A 17961-nucleotide genomic window follows, 5' to 3' on the forward strand; every position below is an offset into this window, starting at 1 on the left:
AAACCTTGCGGTGCGGGTCTTTTTTCGCCATACGCGGTCAGCTACAAAAGACACCATACGTCCAGCACCATGGGTTTGTAGGAGCCCGTCTCTTCGGCGAAGAGGACTTCGGCTCGGTTATGGTCTTAAACCGCCAGCTACGCAGGCCCGCCGAATAAATTGGCGGCTACAACGCTCGCGCTATTACTTCGTTCTTTTATTCATATTGCGACGATTGGCTTTCTTATCTCGTGGCGCCCGCTTGCTACGCGCTTCACTGGCGGGTTGATCCGTCACAGGAAAGCCTTCCAAGGCCAGTAGCGGTAAGGCTTCACCAGTTAGCTCACGGATGGCGTTAAGCGCATTCGCTTCCCCGTGACTGACCAACGAAATGGCCACGCCACTTAACCCCGCACGCGCGGTACGGCCCACTCTGTGCACATACACAGGTGCACTCTCCGGTAAATCCAAATTCACCACTACCGGCAGCGCCGTCACATCGATACCGCGCGCCAGCAAGTCCGTGGCCACTAACACTTTAATGTCGCCATTTCTAAAGGCCAGTAACGCATTATCGCGCTCGGTCTGGTCTTTCTCACCGTGTAAGGCTAACGCCTGAATACCGGCTTTATTTAAGCGCTTACTTAAGCTATCCGCATTGTCGCGGGCATTAATAAACACCAACACCTGCTGCGCGCTTAACTGCGCTTTAAGCAAGGCAATCAACGCCTGAGCCTTGCTGCCCTTATTGACCAAGTAACACGTTTGCGCAACCCCCTCGACCACGCTGTTTTGGCTGCCTACCTCAAAGCGATGCGCATGGGGGGCTAACTCTTGAATTTGTGCTTCTAACTCATTAGGCAAGGTGGCAGAAAACAGCAACTGTTGTTGCAGAGCGGGCATGGCGCTCATCAATTTTTGTACATCTGGCCAAAAGCCCATTTCCAACAAGCGATCCGCTTCATCTAATACTAAATGCTGCACGCCTTTCAAAGAGATCAGCTTTTGTCTGAGCAAGTCTAATAAACGCCCTGGCGTGGCTATTACAATTTGTGCCGGCTGCTGATCAAAGGCCGCCGCTTGTTGCGCCACATCCACGCCGCCACACAAGGTTGCCATGTTAAGGGATATGCTTTTAGCCAAGGGCGTGAGCACCTCGCTGATTTGTGCTGCTAGCTCACGAGTAGGCACTATCACCACGGCGCGCATATGGGCGCGGCTAGAAGAAGGGCGAAAAGCCGGCAGCTCTTCAGCATCATCATACTCATTGGCAAAGCTTGGCGGCGCTGTCATGGCTGGCTGGGCTTTAGGTTGCTGGCTAAGTTGCTGCAACAGGCCCAAACCAAAGGCCAAGGTCTTACCACTGCCAGTGGGCGCAAACGCCAATACATCTTGGCCCAGCATGATTGAGGGCAACGTTTGTTGCTGCACGGCGGTCGGCGTTTGGCAATACGCGGGCAGGGCGGCGAGCAAGCGGGAGTCAAGATTAAGATCTGAAAAAGACACAGGGTTAGACATGGCAATACACTCATCAAAAATACGTGTATTAACCACACGCATGAATAAAGTCCACCAACGGCAGGCCGTCAATAGACACAAAAAGCAAGAAGCGCAGTGTACCAGTGCCACTCTTCAAGTAAACCCTATCGTTAAAGTGAGCTTTCGCAGAGTTAAACACTGTTTTTATTTATACGGACTCGGGAAAGTTTGATACCTTGCAGCATAAAGCTCTGTCGGCGTGCGTTTTTGTGTGATTATTAGGCGTTATTGTACTCTTGATGCGCCAGTGCACGGGAAAGTGTACTTAGACCATTTACTACAATTATACTTTTATTGGCTGCAGATCATGGCTGAGCAGGGCGGGATGGAGCAGGTAAACGTTGAGCCCTGCGCAAAGCCTTAAAGAACTAGCCAAGCAATGACGGCTTTGAGCGGTGCAATATTCTGTAATAGCTCTTAATATGGGTGTCTGGTTTAGATTTCTTAACGACTATACGACTATCTCTGCGTTTGCTTTGGGCAAGGCTCAAGATAGCCCTCATTTTTAGCACGGCTAAGTGCAGGTAATAGAGTGACGTTAATGCAAAAAACAATGATGAAAAAAACAATCGTGACCCATGGCGGTAAGTTTCATGCCGATGATGTGTTTAGTGTGGCAGCGCTGACCTATTTGTTTCCGGATGCCAACGTAATTCGCACTCGCGATGGCCAGCTTATCGCCGATGCCGATATTGTGGTGGATGTAGGGCAAGAATATGACTCTGAAACCGGGCGCTTTGATCATCATCAACGTAATGGTGCTGGCGCGCGCGACAATGGTATTCCTTATTCTTCTTTTGGCTTGGTGTGGTGTCACTATGGCCTGGAAATTTGCCAAGGCAACCAACAGCTTGTGGATATGCTAGACACGGATTTAGTGTCCGTGATTGATGCCATTGATTGTGGCTATGTAACTAGTGATGACGAGCACGCGGTGAGCTTAAGTCAGACCATCGGCTTATTTAATCCCACTTGGCAAGAATCCGATGATTTTGATGCCTGCTTTAAACAAGCCGTGGAGTTTGCCACTCATATTTTAACGCGTTTTATGGCCACCGCGCAGGCGCAACTTAATGCCTACCAACAAGTGGTACACGCCATTCATCATGCCGCCGATCCTCGGGTGATTGTGCTTGATCAATACCTGCCTTGGAAACAAGCAGTGCATGACCATGGCGAGCAAGCGCTGTATGTGGTTTACCCGTCACCGGCTCAACCATCACTTACTCAACAATGGATGATACAAGCGGTGTCCGTTACCCCTGATTCGTTTGCTAACAAGCAATCGTTACCTGCCACTTGGGCAGGATTATCCGATGGCGAACTGCAACAGGTAACGGGAGTCAGCGATGCGCGTTTTTGCCATAACGGGCGATTTATTGCCGGTGCTGCTTCGCTTGCTGGCGCTATGAGTCTGGCCGGCTTGGCTACACAATAAATGGCCACAAAATAAATGGCGCTTATCAATGACCTGAGCCTGTAATGCTGCAGGCATAAGCCCATTAGGACTGTGCTCAAGCAGCGTTATGGGCGTTAAGGCTAAATCGCGATAGGTAATGTTATTACCCGATAACTAGTTAGTGTTAATAGCTGCGACTAGGTTTGCATGTTGTCAACTTTATCAGAAAGCGTCATTTCGTCAGGCCAGAGCATTACCATCTGGTCTGGTGAGTAAAATCAAGCCCCATACCAATACACAGTAAAGTAATGGCAAGTGGTGCCCGCTAACACCCATAAATGCCAAATAAAATGGCCGAAGGGCAGGCGGCCGTCTAAGACGAAGAACAATACGCCCAGCGAATAGCACACGCCACCGGCCACCAGCCAATAAATGCCTTGGATTGGCATTACCGTCAGTAAGGGCACGATGGCCACAATAATTATCCAGCCCAAGTCATCCACAGGGCTATAGTTTTATTACTACCGAGGAAGGGCTGATTTGGCCCTATTATGCGCCGTACCAATATTTAAGAACATGGTTAAGAACAGAGCTGAAGACAATTTGTTAAGCCGGAGGTCGCAATGATAATTACACCGATACGCACAGAGCAAGACTACAATGCTGCCATGGATCGCATTGATGAGCTGTGGTGCTCCCCAGCTGAGACGCCTGAAAGCGACGAGTTAAAGGTGTTAGCAACGCTGGTCGAGGCTTATGAAGCAAAGCACCACTCAATTTCCCCACCTGATCCAATAGAGGCCATTAAATTTCGCATGGAGCAGCAGGGATTAACTAAAGAAGATATGGTGCCGTTTTTTGGCCATCGTAGCCGAGTCTCTGATGTTTTGAACAGAAGGCGTAAGTTAAAATTGGGAATGATAAGAAGTTTGTCTGATGGGTTAAAGATCCCTTTGGAAAGCCTTATTTCTGATTACAGCCTAGTGGCTAGGCATTAAACACCTTTAAAGATGAAAATATGGCCACAAAAGCGGCCATATTTACAGGAGAAGAGCGTTAATTATTTCCCGAAATTTGAGAGCCTCGATCGTAATCGTCAGTGCGGATTAGTTCTGACACTAGACGTTGCTTAACGAGCCGTTGAGTCAGGCTACCACAATCTTTTTCTGTTTTAATACTTTTGGCGAGCTCAGCCGCCGAACAATAAAAAAGTAGCAAAAACCCACCTAGCGAAGCAGGCCTGCGCACGGCAAGACTTATTTATTCCCTTAAAGAAGTAGCCCTTGAAGGTAATAATACCGTTGAGTTTAACTTGGGCTGGTTTTATTCTTTTATTTAGCACGATCCTCAGATTATGTGCAGGCACATTATTGGTTTCTGATGGCTGCTGAAAGCGGCGGAAAAAGGATGTCCCAATGCTCAGTTGCGTGTTGGCGTTATATATCACCCAAGGTGAAGTCGTAGCACAGGACTATGGTCAAGCTCATCGTTGGTTTCTCAAATCCGCTGAGCAAGGCTTTGCCAAAGGCCAGTATAAATTAGCTGTGATGTATTATCATGGGCAGGGAGTTGAGCTAGATTATAAATATTTTCATACATGGACAGCTGTGGCTGCGGCAAACGGTTTAGCACAAGCTGAATTGCTCGAAGCACAAGTACTAGCAACAGAATATATATAAAAAATATAAACGCTAATCCTTCTAAAAAGTGTATGCGATACGAATATTAACAAGGAATAAAGGAATATGATGCGTTTACGATTAGGTGTAATGTTAGTGGGAGCCACACTAACATTAGGTGTTAGCTCTGTGAGTTTTGCACAAAAAGCAATCCCAGATGATATACAAGAAACACTTGTTGATGCGAACAAAGGCAGTGCGGTAGACCAATACAACCTAGGGGCTTTTTATGTGGAAGGCTCAGTGTAACAATAATTATGGACGCCTCAATTAGTATTGAGTAGTAAATACCTTATTGTAAATAGATGGAGTTTCCCAAAGATTACGCCCAGAATAATTTAGCCACTGTCATCCTTACATCAGGGTGAGATCTCACACATTTTGCAAGGTTTAATTGTATGGTTTTCATACGAATATAGAAGCTAATGATCCTTCTTTAATCATGGGTTAGTATGCTGGTCGGGTGAATATCACCCAAAATATTATATTTGGTTGAAATATGAACAAAGTTAAATCCCGCCCTGATCCTTACATCACGCTGCTAGTCACTTGGGAGTCATATCAATTGAGCATCTTCTCACCACTACGCAATGATACTTATCAACGCCTTTTCGGTGCGCAGGTCATCTCTTTAGCGGGGACCGGTTTAACGACGATTGCGCTGGCGTTGCTGGCCCATGACTTGGCTGGCGGTAGTGCTGGCCAGGTGCACGGTATTGCGTTGGGGCTAAAGATGATTGCTTATGTCTTCATTGCTCCTTTGTTTGGCGCTATTTCCCAAAAAATTCCTCGCCGTGGTTTGCTCGTGACACTGGATATTCTACGGGCCTGTGTGGTGGTTGTTCTGCCCTTTATCACTGAAATTTGGCAGATTTATGTGTTGGTTTTTGTCCTCAACGTGTTTTCAGCAGGTTTCACTCCGGTGTTTCAGGCGACCATTCCCGATATCGTGACCGATCAAGATGAGTATACAAAGGTGTTGTCACTGTCCCGCTTGGCTTATGATCTGGAAAACCTGTTGAGCCCGATGATGGCTGCCGCACTGATTACCCTCATGACATTTGATGTGTTGTTTCTGATGAATGGGGTCGCGTTTATCCTTTCCGCCTCTCTTGTGCTGTCCGTTACCTTTCCTCGACGCAAAGACACATTTCACGGTGAGTCCTTCTGGACCAGAGTCACCAAAGGCATGCGCATCTATTTGAAAACACCTAGGCTTAAAGGGTTGCTCGCCCTCAGTCTGGTGGTGTCTTCGGCAGGTGCTATGCAAATCGTCAACACGGTTGTCTATGTGCGCAGTCATCTAGGGCTTACCGATGAATGGGTTGCTATCGTCCTTGCCGCAGCAGGCGCGGGCTCTATGGTAGTGGCGCTTACTCTGCCAAGCATTTTGAAGAGCGTACAGCCAAGGCCATGTATGTTGGCCGGAGGATTTATTCTATCCTTGAGCGTGCTGGCCGGAGCCATAATGCCGGGGATTGGTTTGCTGCTCTTGTTGTGGTTCCTGATGGGTGCTGGTATGTCGATGATTTTAACGCCAGTAGGTCGGTTGTTAACGATATCTTGCCGTGAGAACGATCGTCCGGCGCTATTTGCGGCACAGTTTTCATTGTCCCATGTGTGCTGGCTGCTTACCTATCCCCTTGCTGGTTGGCTCGGCGTGCAGATTGGTTTGATGGGGGCTTTTATTGTGCTTGGTTTGGTCGCGATCTTATCCGCCGTTGCTGCCATGTTAGTTTGGCCTCGACAAGACTTCGATCACTTGGAGCACACTCACAGTGAGACAAATCATGGTCATTATCACTACCACGATAAACACCACCAACACCAGCACGAGGGCTGGGAGGGGCCGGAACCTCACAATCACGAGCACCCGCATCCGCATCTGATTCATAGCCACGACTTTGTGGTTGATGACCATCACACCTATTGGCCCAAGTAAAAAAGGGCGCGCTACCCATTGAGTAGCGCGCCCTCATTATGCCTTCTGAATTTTACAGCTCGCCAGTGTGGTTCGCTCCTATGGCGTTACCTAACTCATCCACAAATACGAACAGTTTGCTTTTGCTCTTATCAGTGGCCTTTGGATTGACATATTCAACAACCCAAAAGGTACCGGTAGCGGTTGAACGCTGCTGGGGGTTACTACCCTCAACACCGTTCCACTCGGCAGATACCTTTTTTAAGCTAACGAGTTGTTGCTTTGCAGCTTCAGCTTTCTGTGTGGCTTGTGCTGCGGAAATGGGCTCTGAAACACCGTGGCTATGCCCTGCACCAGCAATAGCTGGACCCGCGAATGAAAAAACGAGAGCAGTGGTGAGCGAAAGAATAAATTTTTTCATGGAATAATTCCTTAATGGTATTTGATTAGTGATTGATGTTTAGTGAGTTATTTTTCGGCGATATTGTCATAAAAACCGCTGGTCTCAAGGACGATGGTGACCGTCTCGTCGCCGCGATTACGCCAATACCAGCCATGAGTGCCATCAAATGGGGCTTCAAATGCACCGTTTGCAGCAGGCTCATTTCTTCCCTGCCAATAACTGGTGAAATTGTCGCCGTCATTAACGCGCTCGCCGTGCATGTCAAAATTCACGGGGCCGCCTTCAGAAGCCCAGTTAAAGACCATGCGGTCGCCCGCGTTCATGGTGGCTTTTACCTCAAGGCCCTCATCTGGCTTTAAAGTAATGGTGGTCGTGTCGGAACGCAGCGTGCTCTGAGTCTTCCATACTGGGCCCGTTGGCAGTTCGAGCAAGTTGCCAGAGGACGATGCCGCATCACTAGGTGTCACTTCAGTTACATTCGCTTGGCTAAGCACAGTCAACCCCATCTTCTGACCCAGACCGGTCGGATCTATACCGTATTCCGCAGGTAGAATGGCGACCATCAGAGCCAGCAGGCCGATGAGCGCTGCAACGCCGGTTGCCTTGATCAAACTCTTTGTCGAAGGCAGTCCTTCGCGACTCATATTTGAAATATCTTGCATGATTTATCTCCTCAGGAAGCGGTATATAGACCAGTCAGCTGATAGCCCATCAGCATGAAACCGGCACTCATTAACATGACGTTGGCGGCTAACGCCTGACGAGGAAAGGCATCAGTTCTACGCCAGAAGTTCATAGCAATGAGAATGACGCTCAACGCCATCAGCTGGCCAATCTCTACGCCAACATTAAACGCGAGGATATTGGCGACTAGGCCATCGTCAGACAACGTGAAGTCCTGAAGCTTTGTGGCCAGACCAAATCCGTGAAAGAACCCGAAGATAAGTACAGCTGCCTTAGTATTGGGCTGAACCCCAAACCAGCGCCGAAAAGCCCCTAGATTATCCAGCGCCTTATAGACAACGGAAAATCCGATAATGGCATCGACCATGTAGGCATTAACGTTCGTCTCGCTGAGCACGCCATACAGGAGGGTAACGCTGTGACCAACAGCAAACAGGGTCACATAGATGCCCACATCCTTCATGCGATACAGAAAGAAAATGACGCCAGCCAAGAACAGCAGATGGTCATAACCGGTCACCATGTGCTTGGCGCCCAAGTAAATAAAGGGTAATAGCTGTACCCCAGTGCTTTGCTCAATGAACATGGCATCACCTTCTTCAACACCATGAGCAAAGAGCAAAGAGGAAAAGAGCAGGCTGGCGAAGGCAGTAGCAAAAAGCAGGAGCCCAAGCACAGGCCTTCCTACGCTTGAAAAGCGCAGTAACGGCAAAAATGTCATTCGGTTATCTCCGAATTATGAAAACAAAACGTGTGAACGGCGATATAACGCCAAAATCAGGTGTGAGTTTAAGCTTTGGGAGGGCGGTATAGCGGAGACATTTGCATAGGAAGTGTTGATGACAGCCGTTGCAGTATGAGCATATCCTGCCCAATAAAAAGTGGCACGACTGCAATATCTAAGGGTACGTGGTTTTCAAATGCACCCAATGCATGAAGCAGTAGGTGGTCTGCGTCAGACATCTCGGTAGCAGAGTCATGGAGATGATCGAGGGAGGAAGGGTGAGCATGCCCATGTACTTCGGTAAACGCGCTCAGAGAAAGACTTTGTGATGCTTGATGAACATTCTGATCTGAAGCCCACGCGCAACGAAAAAGCATCAGTAATGATAGCGCTATCACTATCAAGATCGCTTTGTCGGCTGTGGGTTTGCTGCGGCTCAGAAGCACAGGGTCTTTTATCAGTTATTTAAATTAGATTCGCAGATTATCCAACTATTGAATTCATTGCAAAGGAATGTTTTTGCTGTAGCAGTACCTTCGACCGGCTAATCCGTACCCCGTTAGAATACTTTGAAGGTGTTGTTCAGGATTATGTAAAAGCGGCGGCTCAAGACTTTAACAGCGCTCTACTTCGTTTAGGTGAATTGTACATAAAAGGTCTGGGTGCGGAACAAGACTACGCTAAAGCGCGTAAGCTATTTGAGAAGGCGGTGGCGGAAGAACCTGGGCCAGCCTTTGTCGCATTAGGTCTTTTGCATGCCCGAGGTCAAGGCGTACCTCAAGATTATGTCAAAGCGCGGGAGTTTTTTGAAAAATCCGCCACAATGACAGACTCCCAAAAGAACTTAGCGCTTATGTATGCCCAAGGGCTGGGCGTACCACAGGATTATGTTATTGCACACCAGTGGTTTGAGAAAGCGGCTGCCCTAGGCGAGCACAGTGCTTTTACTAATTTAGGAGCACTCTATGAGCATGGGTATGGCATTGCTCCGGATAAGAATAAGGCTAAAGAGTTGTATAAGAAGGGGTGCGCCGAGGATAACCAGCAAGGATGTTATAATTATCAAGCCCTGAATTAACAGACGGCTTAAATCTGTTCAGCGTAAACACATATGTTTGACTACAATGCAGAGGCTAATCACTAGCCGCTTTTAATTAAGTATTTTTTACGCTTTGGTCCTCACGTATCACTCAGGGCGGGATTTAACTTTGTTCATATTTCAACCAAATATAATATTTTGGGTGATATTCACCCGACCAGCATACTAACCCATGATTAAAGAAGGATCATTAGCTTCTATATTCGTATGAAAACCATACAATTAAACCTTGCAAAATGTGTGAGATCTCACCCTGACGTATCACTGAGTAAAGCTTAAGCTCCGTACCAATACACCGTAAAGTAATGGCAGGTGGTGCCCGCTAGCACCCATAAATGCCAAATAAAATGGCCGAAGGGTAGGCGGCCGTCCAATACAAAGAACAAAACGCCCAGCGAATAGCACACGCCACCGGCCACCAGCCAATAAATACCTTCTATGGGCATTACCGTCAGCAAGGGCACGATGGCCACAATAATTATCCAGCCCATCAATAAGTAAAGGCTGGTAGAGAGCGCCAAGGGCAGATGCTGGGCAAACATTTTCAGGAATACGCCCACTAGCGCAATGCCCCACACTACCGCCAGCAAGGTCCAGCCCCAGACGCCATACAACACGCCGAGCAGAATAGGAGTGTAGGTACCGGCAATTAGCAAAAAAATCGCGCAGTGCTCAATCACCCTAAAAGCATGTTTGGCTTTGCCTTGCGGTAAAAAATGATAGATAGAAGAGCTGAGGTACATAAAGATAATAGTGAGCGCAAATAAGCTGGCGCCCACTACAAAGAAGGTGTCGCCAATGCGTGCAGCCTGCATTATCAACAAGGGTGTGCCCACTAAGGCTGCTACTAAGCCTAAGCCGTGACTAATGGTATTGGCCGTTTCTTCAGCCTTGGTTTGCTCTCGAAAGTAACCCTTTTGATGAAACATAATTAGGCTCCAATAAGATAGTTAGCCCCCCTGGAACGTGAGGCTTCACGACTAGGGTCCGCTTTAAAAGCTGAAATAGCACGGCTAAAGCAGTACTACTTATATATACGACATAGATAAAGCATGGGATCAAGAGAGTGCACGCAAGCATTAGCACACTACTAGTAAATTATGCCAACATGCATTATTTGTTATAAAATAAGATTAATCCTGCAGAATCAATCGCCTGTGTTGTCATCTAAGCAAGTTAAGAAAACGAGAGCGTTGCTGGCAAGTTAGAAAATAGAAAAGGGCGCGCGCAAGCTTACGACAAGATTTGTACAGCTTAAGCTAACTGCACGCCGCAGCCGAGTAAGCAAGCCGTGTGAATTATCGTCATTTTCTCCGTGCTAGAACCAAAGTTCATCATCCACTTATTAAAAATTGCTGAATAGCCACAGCCGGCTGAAACACGCTCGCTAACCCTGTATCCTGCAAAGTCATCCACGATAGATGAGGGAAAGCTTAAACGGATTTAGTTTTTATTAATCCAGAGCCTTCAGATTAGAAAGTTAACAAGGGATTAAAGATGAAGTTTCGCGGCTATATTTGGATATTTCTATTACTGTTAACCGGTTGTTCGAGCTTAAAAATTGATGATAGCTATCAATCCGTGAGCCAAGACAGCCGAGTGCAGTTTATTGTACTGCATTACACCGCAAGCCAATTGCCGCGCTCGTTAGAAGTATTAACCCAAGGCAAAGTGAGCAGCCATTATTTGATTACAGAACACACTATAGCCAACCAAGCGGCGACCATCTATAGATTAGTGGATGAAAACCAACGGGCTTGGCACGCCGGAGACAGCCAGTGGCAGGGCCGAACTTGGCTAAACGCCAGCTCAATTGGCATTGAAATGGTGCACCGAGGCTTTACGGTTAACCCGCAAGGCCATAAAGAATGGCTGCCTTGGAGCGAACCACAAATTGATGCCTTAATACTGTTATTAACAGATATTATGCAACGCCACGGGTTATCCGCCGACAGCGTAGTCGGGCACAGTGATATAGCACCGCAGCGTAAACTGGATCCTGGCCCGCTGTTTCCATGGCATCGTTTAGCCAAAGCTGGCCTAATTCACTGGCCAGAGCCACAATTGGTCGCCAAATATCAAACTACCTTTAGTGAGCAATTGCCGAGCATTACTTGGTTTCAAACACAACTAGCCAAAGTGGGTTACGCCGTCCCTCAGCATGGTAAGTTAGATAAAGCGACCCGCAATGTGGTGGCGGCGTTTCAGATGAAATACCGACCCGTGCGCTTTGATGGCGAGCCCGATGCCCACACCGCCGCGCTATTATTGGCACTAAACAATAGGCATTAAATGATTTGCATTAACCGAACAGCACTAACCATAAACTAACCGTTCACTCTAGGAGCACGCTAAATGTTAAATGGCTTATGGCTGAGTTTTTTCCTGGTGTCCTGTGTGGCAGGCATAGTGCGTTGGTGGGGCGGGGACCCTGATGTGTGGGCCGCCATGGTAGAAAGCCTGTTTACCATGGCCAAGCTGTCCGTAGACATTATGCTTTTGCTGTTTGGCACGCTCACGCTTTGGCTGGGCTTTTTAAAAATTGCCGAACAGGCTGGCTTAGTCGATACCTTAGCCAGGTTACTGGGTCCTTTGTTTGCCAAGTTAATGCCAGAGGTGCCCCGTGGCCACCCAGCTTTGGGCTTGATTACCCTCAACTTTGCCGCCAACGGCTTGGGGCTAGATAATGCGGCCACGCCCATTGGTCTAAAAGCCATGCGCTCGCTACAAGAGCTTAACCCGTCCGACAGCAGTGCCAGTAACGCGCAGATCTTGTTTTTGGTGCTTAACGCCTCTTCACTCACCTTATTGCCAGTCAGCATCTTTATGTATCGCGCCCAACAGGGCGCAGCCGATCCCACCTTAGTCTTTTTGCCCATTCTATTGGCCACCAGCGCTTCCAGTTTAGTGGGGTTATTAACTGTGGCCTTTATGCAGCGTCTGCGCATTTGGCACCCGGTGGTGCTGGCCTATTTAGTGCCCTGTGCCTTATTACTCGGGCTGTTTATGGCCTTTCTCGCCACCTTAAGCGCCACCGCCTTGGCGGGCTTTTCGTCATTACTGGGTAACCTCACGCTGTTTGGCATCATTATTAGCTTTATGCTGCTCGGCATGGCGCGCAAAGTGCCGGTTTATGAAACCTTTGTCGAAGGGGCGAAAGAGGGTTTTCAGGTCGCCAAAGATTTGCTGCCGTATTTAATTGCCATGCTGTGTGCGGTGGGGGTATTGCGCGCCTCGGGCGCGTTGGAGTTTGGCTTAACGGGCATTCGCTGGCTGGTGGAATGGCTGCAATGGGACACCCGTTTTGTGGATGCGCTGCCCACGGCACTCGTAAAACCCTTTTCGGGCAGTGCGGCCCGGGCCATGTTAATTGAAACCATGCAAAGCCAAGGGGTAGACAGCTTTGCTGCCTTGGTAGCTGCCACCATTCAAGGCAGTACCGAAACCACCTTTTATGTATTGGCGGTGTATTTTGGTGCGGTAGGGATTAAACGCGCCCGCCACGCCGTGGGCTGTGCCTTGCTCGCAGAATTAGCAGGGGTGCTAGCCGCCATCGCCGTTTGCTACTGGTTTTTTGGCTAGGGCAATACGCAGCATTTGTGTTAGGCAGAGCATTTAACTAAGTGTTCTGCCTAACCACACTAAGTTATGCCAACATACTTGTTTTTGACATTAAACAGGTTAACGTCTGTAAACATGTCGCTATATTCAGCTTTAGCATAAATAAGATGAATTTAGCGTTTCTGGTAAGTTCAAAACTAAGCGATGGGAGGGTGGAGGTTAAGTTGGACCTATCATGCAACCGGAATCTGATGAATGCATATGCCATGTTAGCTTCGATATCCCGTTCTTGTTTGGCAACAGAAGAAACGAGAGCTTAACAGTCATGGTACAGAGTTAGGTGATCAAAGAACCGGCACACTAAAAAACATTATGGCAAGGAGCATACATGATGGATAAAAAACAAGAGTACTTAGAGTATCTACAGGCCTCGTTTAGGGATTACTTTGCCGACTTTGAGCAGTCAGCGATAGAGCGGGCGAAGGCGAAAAGCTTTATCAATGGCTTAATGGTGGCGGGCAAGATTTTTGGCGTGACCTCTGAAGAATTACAGCAAGCGTTATCGCGCGAGCAAAGCCATCGAGTAAGTGATTCCACCAAAAAGGCCCTTGAAGGACAAGACTTGATAGAAATACCCGCCTACATTCGGTTTCCTAAACAGCCCAGCTAAACGTCAGCTAGCGCAGAGCGCGGTTGGCGTTTGTTTACTTGAACCTTCAAGGGATGTGAGATGGACACGCAAGACAGATTTTTGGGATGCTTATTAGGGTTGGCTTGTGGTGATGCGGTGGGCACCACAGTGGAATTTAAACCGCGTGGCACCTTTATGCCATTAACCGATATGGTCGGTGGCGGGCCTTTTAATCTTGAAGCTGGCCAATGGACCGACGACACTTCTATGGCGCTGTGTTTGGCCAGCAGTCTGCTTGAAAATGGCGGTTTTGATGCCCGAGATCAAATGGCGCGTTATTGTCGGTGGCGCAGTCAAGGTTATTGGAGCAGTAATGGCCGCTGTTTTGATATTGGCAATACCGTTAGCCAGGCATTGCGCCGCTTTGAGCTCACTGATGAGCCCATATCCGGCTCAACCGCCGCCAACAGCGCAGGCAATGGCAGCATAATGCGCTTGGCACCTATTCCCATGTTTTATTTCGCAGACGATTTGGCCACCGTTGAGCAAAAAGCTGCGGCGAGTTCGGTAACCACGCACGGTGCGGTTGAGTGTGTGGATGCTTGTCGTTTATTGGTCCGCATTCTGGTGCGCGCGTTGTCCGGACAATCAAAAGAGGCGGTCTTATTTGGCGACAGCGACTCTTTTGCAGGTTCAGAAAAAATAGTGGCGATTGCCAGAGGCAAGTACCAACATAAACTGGAATCAGATATCAGAGGTATCGGCTATGTGGTGGTGAGTCTGGAAGCTGCCTTGTGGTGTTTTTATCAAACAGATACCTTTGAACACGCCATTTTACTGGCCGCCAATCTGGGGGATGACGCCGATACCACTGCGGCCATTTGTGGCCAGGTGGCCGGCGCCTTCTATGGCGAGTCCGGCATTCCTGCGACTTGGCTAGCGCGCCTGACCCTGCGTAAAGAGATTAGCCAGTTGGCTGAACGCCTTTATCAACGTGCCATGCAAACGGGTGAACATGAATAAAATAGCAGGCTGGCTTATCCAATACTGTTTTAGTCAAGATAAAAGTGGGGATTATTTGGACTTCTATTGTGCTCATCGCATGACAGATGACGATCATATTCGCCTGTATGCCGATGGCACCAAGGTCGAGTTACCGGCATTGGCAAAGTTGAGGTTTTCAGCCACCGATCCAGACGAAGATATACGCCTAGAAGAAGCGTTCTTTGAAGTGAACCGAAAAGTATCCGAAGAGCTTATGGCGAAAGGCTTCAACCTATTTACGATTAATATGGCACTAAGTACCGGGATTGATAAGCCAGAGCAGCAATAAAAGTAGGGGTACTTTGCTGGCAGTTTGGTACCACATTCTGACGTTTTCTTGCAGCGAGCTACGTGGAGTAAGAGTTAGCCTCAGCGGAAAAATCCAATAAAAAGGCCCCCGAAGGGACCTTAGATAAGGAGTTATTTACAACCGCATTGCCTGATGGCCTCTTTGAGATTCTCAATGATCTCTGAGAGCGGGGTACGGATACTGATGGTTTCTCCGGGGATCTTCATCGTCGCCTGATTACCATCGTAATGAGCGACGGTGGCGATCAGATTATCGTTATAGGTTACCAAACAGGATGTTTTACTGACGTCATCCTCCTCGACCTTAACGCCGTCCATTGCATAGAAGGCCATAATCAACCTTTCTTCCAAAGAGGAGAAATCAGAGGGCGGGGTAGAAGATTCGACTCCCTTGATTTTTTCCTTCAGCAGCGCGACTGCGGCTTCAATGGTATCGGTACGCTCGTCTCCCTCGGCCAGCTGCACCGGCACCATGCCGTTGGCTGCGCGCTCACCCACGACACCCAACTGGAGGCCTTTGTAAAGCACGGTGCAGGACTTGCGCACCGAATCACTGTCGTAGACTACAACCCCATCGATACCTGCTAGCGAACGGTCTAGAATTTTGGCCACCTCAGTCCTGTCGGTATCCGGCATCTCTTCCGGCAGCACCGAATCTATTTTGGCGACGGCATAGCCCAGCACCGCCTCAATGGTGACCTGCTCCATTTCATCTTCGTACTCCAACTCTCGCTTACCGAAAAGCGCCAACTCCTTCAGGTGGCGCAAGGCTTCTTCCGAGAGAAGATGTAGCGAGTCAACCACGTAAGCGAACAAGGGACGGCGTACCCCCATGCTCTGCTTACCCAATTCGTAGTAGACCATGGTGGCAGCGGGTTCGGTGTGCAGTGATTCCAGCATACCCAGCACGGTCATCTTGATGATGGCCCTAGGGGGCGGAGGAGTCCGGTTAGCCGCACCGCTCGTGCTCAGGAACACAGCGTAGAGTGCCGCTTCGGTATAACGGATGTCGGTAGGGGGTGTGGCTAGAGAATCTTCCACCGATTTGCTGATTTTGGGGGTATCGTTAGACATTTTCACTCCGTCCTTTTCAAGCTGCTGGTTAATTTCAAACGCGGTATTGTCGATCGGCTCACCGTCGACAGTGGGCGTGGTGAGAATATCTATCTCATCCAGACCTTCGACGTTAAGATTGGAAGTATAATCGAAGTCTTCTACTAGGATTACTTTACACCGCACACCACGCTTGGCAAGCAAACCGACCGATAAGTCGCGCGATTGCTTAAGTTTCAGTCGTAAAGAGCAGGGCGCTATACACCACCTTCAGCTTCTTCCTCATCGGGCGCTTCAACGATTGAGGTGTCCCAGTTATTGGTATTTTTAAACAGCACAAAGGTCTGTTCATATTTGGTGAGTCGTTTTAACTCTTGGGTATCCTCTTCGGCTTTAGCCATTTCTTTGGCGCCATTTAAGGCTACGGTTAACATCTCCACTACCAACGGCTTTTCTTGCTTGTTGGTACCTTCTAGACCCAGCTGCAAGGTGCCATCTTCTAAGCTGAGGTTGCGCTTGATGTCTGCCACCACATCTTGGCGGCTCTGAGGCATTTCTTCTAACAGCAGCTCTATGTCTTCAAACACTTGATTGAAGGCCTCTCTAAAGAAACCTTTCAGCTCTATAATCGTCCGATAATGCATGATTAACACCTTGTTTAAAAATAAGTTTTCTAAAAAACTTGAGACATATTTTATGCCCATAAGTGTGAGCCTGCCACTGCATTATCACAAGTGTATTTGTAGTGAGTTTAAGCTTTATGCCGTTAGAAGAGTGAAAGTTTGATCAGGAGGAGGTAATCCCTATGGCATTCAATTATGACTTGGATTATGTACACCTAGATTTGCGTAAACATCCTGAATTGTACCGAGTTGGCCGCGGTGAGCAGGGCGTATTGCTGGTGGAGCCTTATAAGAGCGAAATTCTGCCGCACTGGCGGTTTAAGACACCGTTAATTGCCAAAGAGTCTGCTGAAAAAATCTACGCCTTGTTTGAAGAATATCGTCGCCAAGATGACTTTGTGGGCATGGACATGGCCCGCAAGTATATTCAGATGGGCTACACGCGAGCACGCCGCTACGCAAATTACCCAGGTGGGCGTAAATACAATGAGGATGGCAGCATAAAGGATCGGCAGATAGATGCTGAAAAAGCCGAGTCTGCGCGTGTTTTCAAGGATTATTGGGACAAGATCCGCGAAGATAAAGACTATCTACAACGTAAAAAAGCTCATCAAAAGCAGTTTGGATAAGCCTCTAAAGCTTGATTGTCAGCGCGCGGCAAGCACAAAAGAGCAGGGGGTTTGGCTGTTTGTTTTGTGATCAACGTAGTTCAGGCCAGTCTGTCTAGGCGATAGCGTCAGTCTCGGTGTTATGGTAAATACAAGCGAAAAACCGGAAGCCGTGCTAACGCAGAAGTCCTCATTACCAAAGATACGGGCGGCTACAAAAATATTGACGATTTATTTTGACACCATTCATTTTCTTCCGTACTGTGCACCACACAAGCAAGATGTTTCAAGTCAGCGCGGCCTTTGTATATTGTTAGTTCCTCACGGTTCCACAGTCACCAAACTTCCCTTATTTGATATTTATTGCACTTCCGAGCGCATGCTCACCCCTGAATAAAGGTAAGAAAAAATGGCTAACGGCACAGTAAAATGGTTCAACGAAGCGAAAGGTTTTGGTTTTATTACTCCTGAAGATGGCGGCAAAGATCTGTTCGCTCATTTCTCAGAAATAGTAAGCAGCGGCTTTAAAACACTGGCAGAAGGCCAGGCAGTATCCTACACCGCCACTGAAGGCGCGAAGGGTCCTCAAGCTTCACAGATTCAGGCTATCTAATTACCATCAGGTAATTAACAGTCTAAAAAACCCGCTTCGGCGGGTTTTTTTATGCCTGAATTTCACTGTAGGTCGAATATTCTTACCTAAAA

General features: G+C 48.2%; 21 protein-coding genes and 1 pseudogene. 14 read left to right on the top strand and 8 right to left on the bottom strand.

The genetic code is table 11. From position 1 onward, the window contains the following. Window positions 1-183: 183 nt before the first annotated feature. Window positions 184-1485, bottom strand: a complete 1302-nt coding sequence (locus R0134_RS07460; protein ID WP_413641453.1) for a DEAD/DEAH box helicase — start codon at window positions 1483-1485, stop codon at window positions 184-186. 574 nt (window positions 1486-2059) lie between these two features. Between R0134_RS07460 and R0134_RS07465 the strand changes: the two genes are divergently transcribed. After that, the gene (locus R0134_RS07465) at window positions 2060-2956 is read left to right on the top strand and encodes an MYG1 family protein (RefSeq protein WP_319784163.1); all 897 of its coding nucleotides are present in this window, start codon (window positions 2060-2062) and stop codon (window positions 2954-2956) included. A gap of 239 nt (window positions 2957-3195) precedes the next feature. On the opposite strand, the gene R0134_RS07470 is transcribed toward R0134_RS07465, so the two are convergent. Beyond that, the gene (locus R0134_RS07470) at window positions 3196-3411 is read right to left on the bottom strand and encodes a hemolysin III family protein (RefSeq protein ID WP_319784164.1); all 216 of its coding nucleotides are present in this window, start codon (window positions 3409-3411) and stop codon (window positions 3196-3198) included. A gap of 129 nt (window positions 3412-3540) precedes the next feature. Between R0134_RS07470 and R0134_RS07475 the strand changes: the two genes are divergently transcribed. The 4 genes from R0134_RS07475 to R0134_RS07490 all read left to right on the top strand — a co-directional run bounded on the left by R0134_RS07475 (window position 3541) and on the right by R0134_RS07490 (window position 6538). Then, a complete protein-coding gene (locus tag R0134_RS07475; protein ID WP_319784165.1) occupies window positions 3541-3915 on the top strand; it encodes a transcriptional regulator in 375 nt (124 codons plus the stop codon). Window positions 3916-4332: 417 nt separating this feature from the next. Beyond that, complete coding sequence (locus tag R0134_RS07480) at window positions 4333-4596, top strand: hypothetical protein (protein WP_319784166.1); 264 nt, start codon at window positions 4333-4335, stop codon at window positions 4594-4596. A 66-nt stretch (window positions 4597-4662) separates the two neighbouring features. Beyond that, window positions 4663-4845, top strand: coding sequence for a hypothetical protein (locus R0134_RS07485; protein WP_319784167.1), 183 nt, complete (start codon window positions 4663-4665; stop codon window positions 4843-4845). A gap of 250 nt (window positions 4846-5095) precedes the next feature. Beyond that, the gene (locus R0134_RS07490) at window positions 5096-6538 is read left to right on the top strand and encodes an MFS transporter (protein WP_319784168.1); all 1443 of its coding nucleotides are present in this window, start codon (window positions 5096-5098) and stop codon (window positions 6536-6538) included. Window positions 6539-6590: 52 nt separating this feature from the next. Here the strand turns inward: R0134_RS07490 and R0134_RS07495 are convergent, their stop codons facing one another. From R0134_RS07495 to R0134_RS07505, 3 genes are read right to left on the bottom strand one after another with little or no spacing between them, the layout of a single operon-like run. After that, entirely contained in the window at window positions 6591-6938 is a 348-nt protein-coding gene (locus R0134_RS07495) for a DUF6488 family protein (RefSeq protein ID WP_319784169.1), read from the bottom strand. Window positions 6939-6985: 47 nt separating this feature from the next. Further along, window positions 6986-7582 (bottom strand): hypothetical protein, encoded by a 597-nt coding sequence (locus tag R0134_RS07500; protein WP_319784170.1) that lies wholly within the window; start codon window positions 7580-7582, stop codon window positions 6986-6988. Between the two features lie 11 nt (window positions 7583-7593). Then, on the bottom strand, window positions 7594-8325 hold the full coding sequence (locus R0134_RS07505; protein ID WP_319784171.1) for a HupE/UreJ family protein: 732 nt from the start codon (window positions 8323-8325) through the stop codon (window positions 7594-7596). A gap of 550 nt (window positions 8326-8875) precedes the next feature. On the opposite strand from R0134_RS07505, the pseudogene R0134_RS16510 reads away from it, so the two are divergent. Together R0134_RS16510 and R0134_RS07510 are read left to right on the top strand one after the other, a co-directional pair. Further along, window positions 8876-9028: pseudogene (locus R0134_RS16510) on the top strand (hypothetical protein); the annotation flags it as partial. A 9-nt stretch (window positions 9029-9037) separates the two neighbouring features. Then, window positions 9038-9406, top strand: a complete 369-nt coding sequence (locus R0134_RS07510) for a tetratricopeptide repeat protein (RefSeq protein WP_413641437.1) — start codon at window positions 9038-9040, stop codon at window positions 9404-9406. Between the two features lie 296 nt (window positions 9407-9702). Here R0134_RS07510 and trhA read toward each other — a convergent pair whose 3' ends face one another. Next, a complete protein-coding gene (gene trhA / locus R0134_RS07515) occupies window positions 9703-10356 on the bottom strand; it encodes a PAQR family membrane homeostasis protein TrhA (protein ID WP_319784172.1) in 654 nt (217 codons plus the stop codon). Between the two features lie 568 nt (window positions 10357-10924). Here trhA and R0134_RS07520 point away from each other — a divergent pair. The 5 genes from R0134_RS07520 to R0134_RS07540 all read left to right on the top strand — a co-directional run bounded on the left by R0134_RS07520 (window position 10925) and on the right by R0134_RS07540 (window position 14952). Next, window positions 10925-11719: an N-acetylmuramoyl-L-alanine amidase gene (locus R0134_RS07520; protein WP_319784173.1), complete on the top strand. Its 795-nt coding sequence runs from the start codon at window positions 10925-10927 to the stop codon at window positions 11717-11719. Window positions 11720-11782: 63 nt separating this feature from the next. Further along, on the top strand, window positions 11783-13009 hold the full coding sequence (locus R0134_RS07525) for a nucleoside recognition domain-containing protein (RefSeq protein ID WP_319784174.1): 1227 nt from the start codon (window positions 11783-11785) through the stop codon (window positions 13007-13009). A gap of 367 nt (window positions 13010-13376) precedes the next feature. Next, entirely contained in the window at window positions 13377-13658 is a 282-nt protein-coding gene (locus tag R0134_RS07530) for a hypothetical protein (RefSeq protein WP_319784175.1), read from the top strand. 60 nt (window positions 13659-13718) lie between these two features. Beyond that, window positions 13719-14642 (top strand): ADP-ribosylglycohydrolase family protein, encoded by a 924-nt coding sequence (locus R0134_RS07535; protein WP_319784176.1) that lies wholly within the window; start codon window positions 13719-13721, stop codon window positions 14640-14642. Then, entirely contained in the window at window positions 14635-14952 is a 318-nt protein-coding gene (locus tag R0134_RS07540; protein WP_319784177.1) for a hypothetical protein, read from the top strand. The genes R0134_RS07535 and R0134_RS07540 overlap by 8 nt, the downstream gene beginning before the upstream one ends. 131 nt (window positions 14953-15083) lie before the next feature. Here R0134_RS07540 and R0134_RS07545 read toward each other — a convergent pair whose 3' ends face one another. Next, on the bottom strand, window positions 15084-16229 hold the full coding sequence (locus tag R0134_RS07545) for a hypothetical protein (RefSeq protein ID WP_319784178.1): 1146 nt from the start codon (window positions 16227-16229) through the stop codon (window positions 15084-15086). A gap of 53 nt (window positions 16230-16282) precedes the next feature. Further along, a complete protein-coding gene (locus R0134_RS07550; protein ID WP_319784179.1) occupies window positions 16283-16669 on the bottom strand; it encodes a hypothetical protein in 387 nt (128 codons plus the stop codon). Window positions 16670-16830: 161 nt separating this feature from the next. Here R0134_RS07550 and R0134_RS07555 point away from each other — a divergent pair, with 161 nt between their 5' ends. Next, on the top strand, window positions 16831-17277 hold the full coding sequence (locus R0134_RS07555) for a DUF4385 domain-containing protein (protein WP_319784180.1): 447 nt from the start codon (window positions 16831-16833) through the stop codon (window positions 17275-17277). Between the two features lie 388 nt (window positions 17278-17665). Next, window positions 17666-17869: a cold-shock protein gene (locus R0134_RS07560; protein ID WP_087034300.1), complete on the top strand. Its 204-nt coding sequence runs from the start codon at window positions 17666-17668 to the stop codon at window positions 17867-17869. Window positions 17870-17961 lie beyond the last annotated feature (92 nt).

The sequence above is a fragment of the Oceanisphaera sp. IT1-181 genome, from assembly GCF_033807535.1.
In the GTDB taxonomy this organism is placed as follows: domain Bacteria; phylum Pseudomonadota; class Gammaproteobacteria; order Enterobacterales; family Aeromonadaceae; genus Oceanimonas.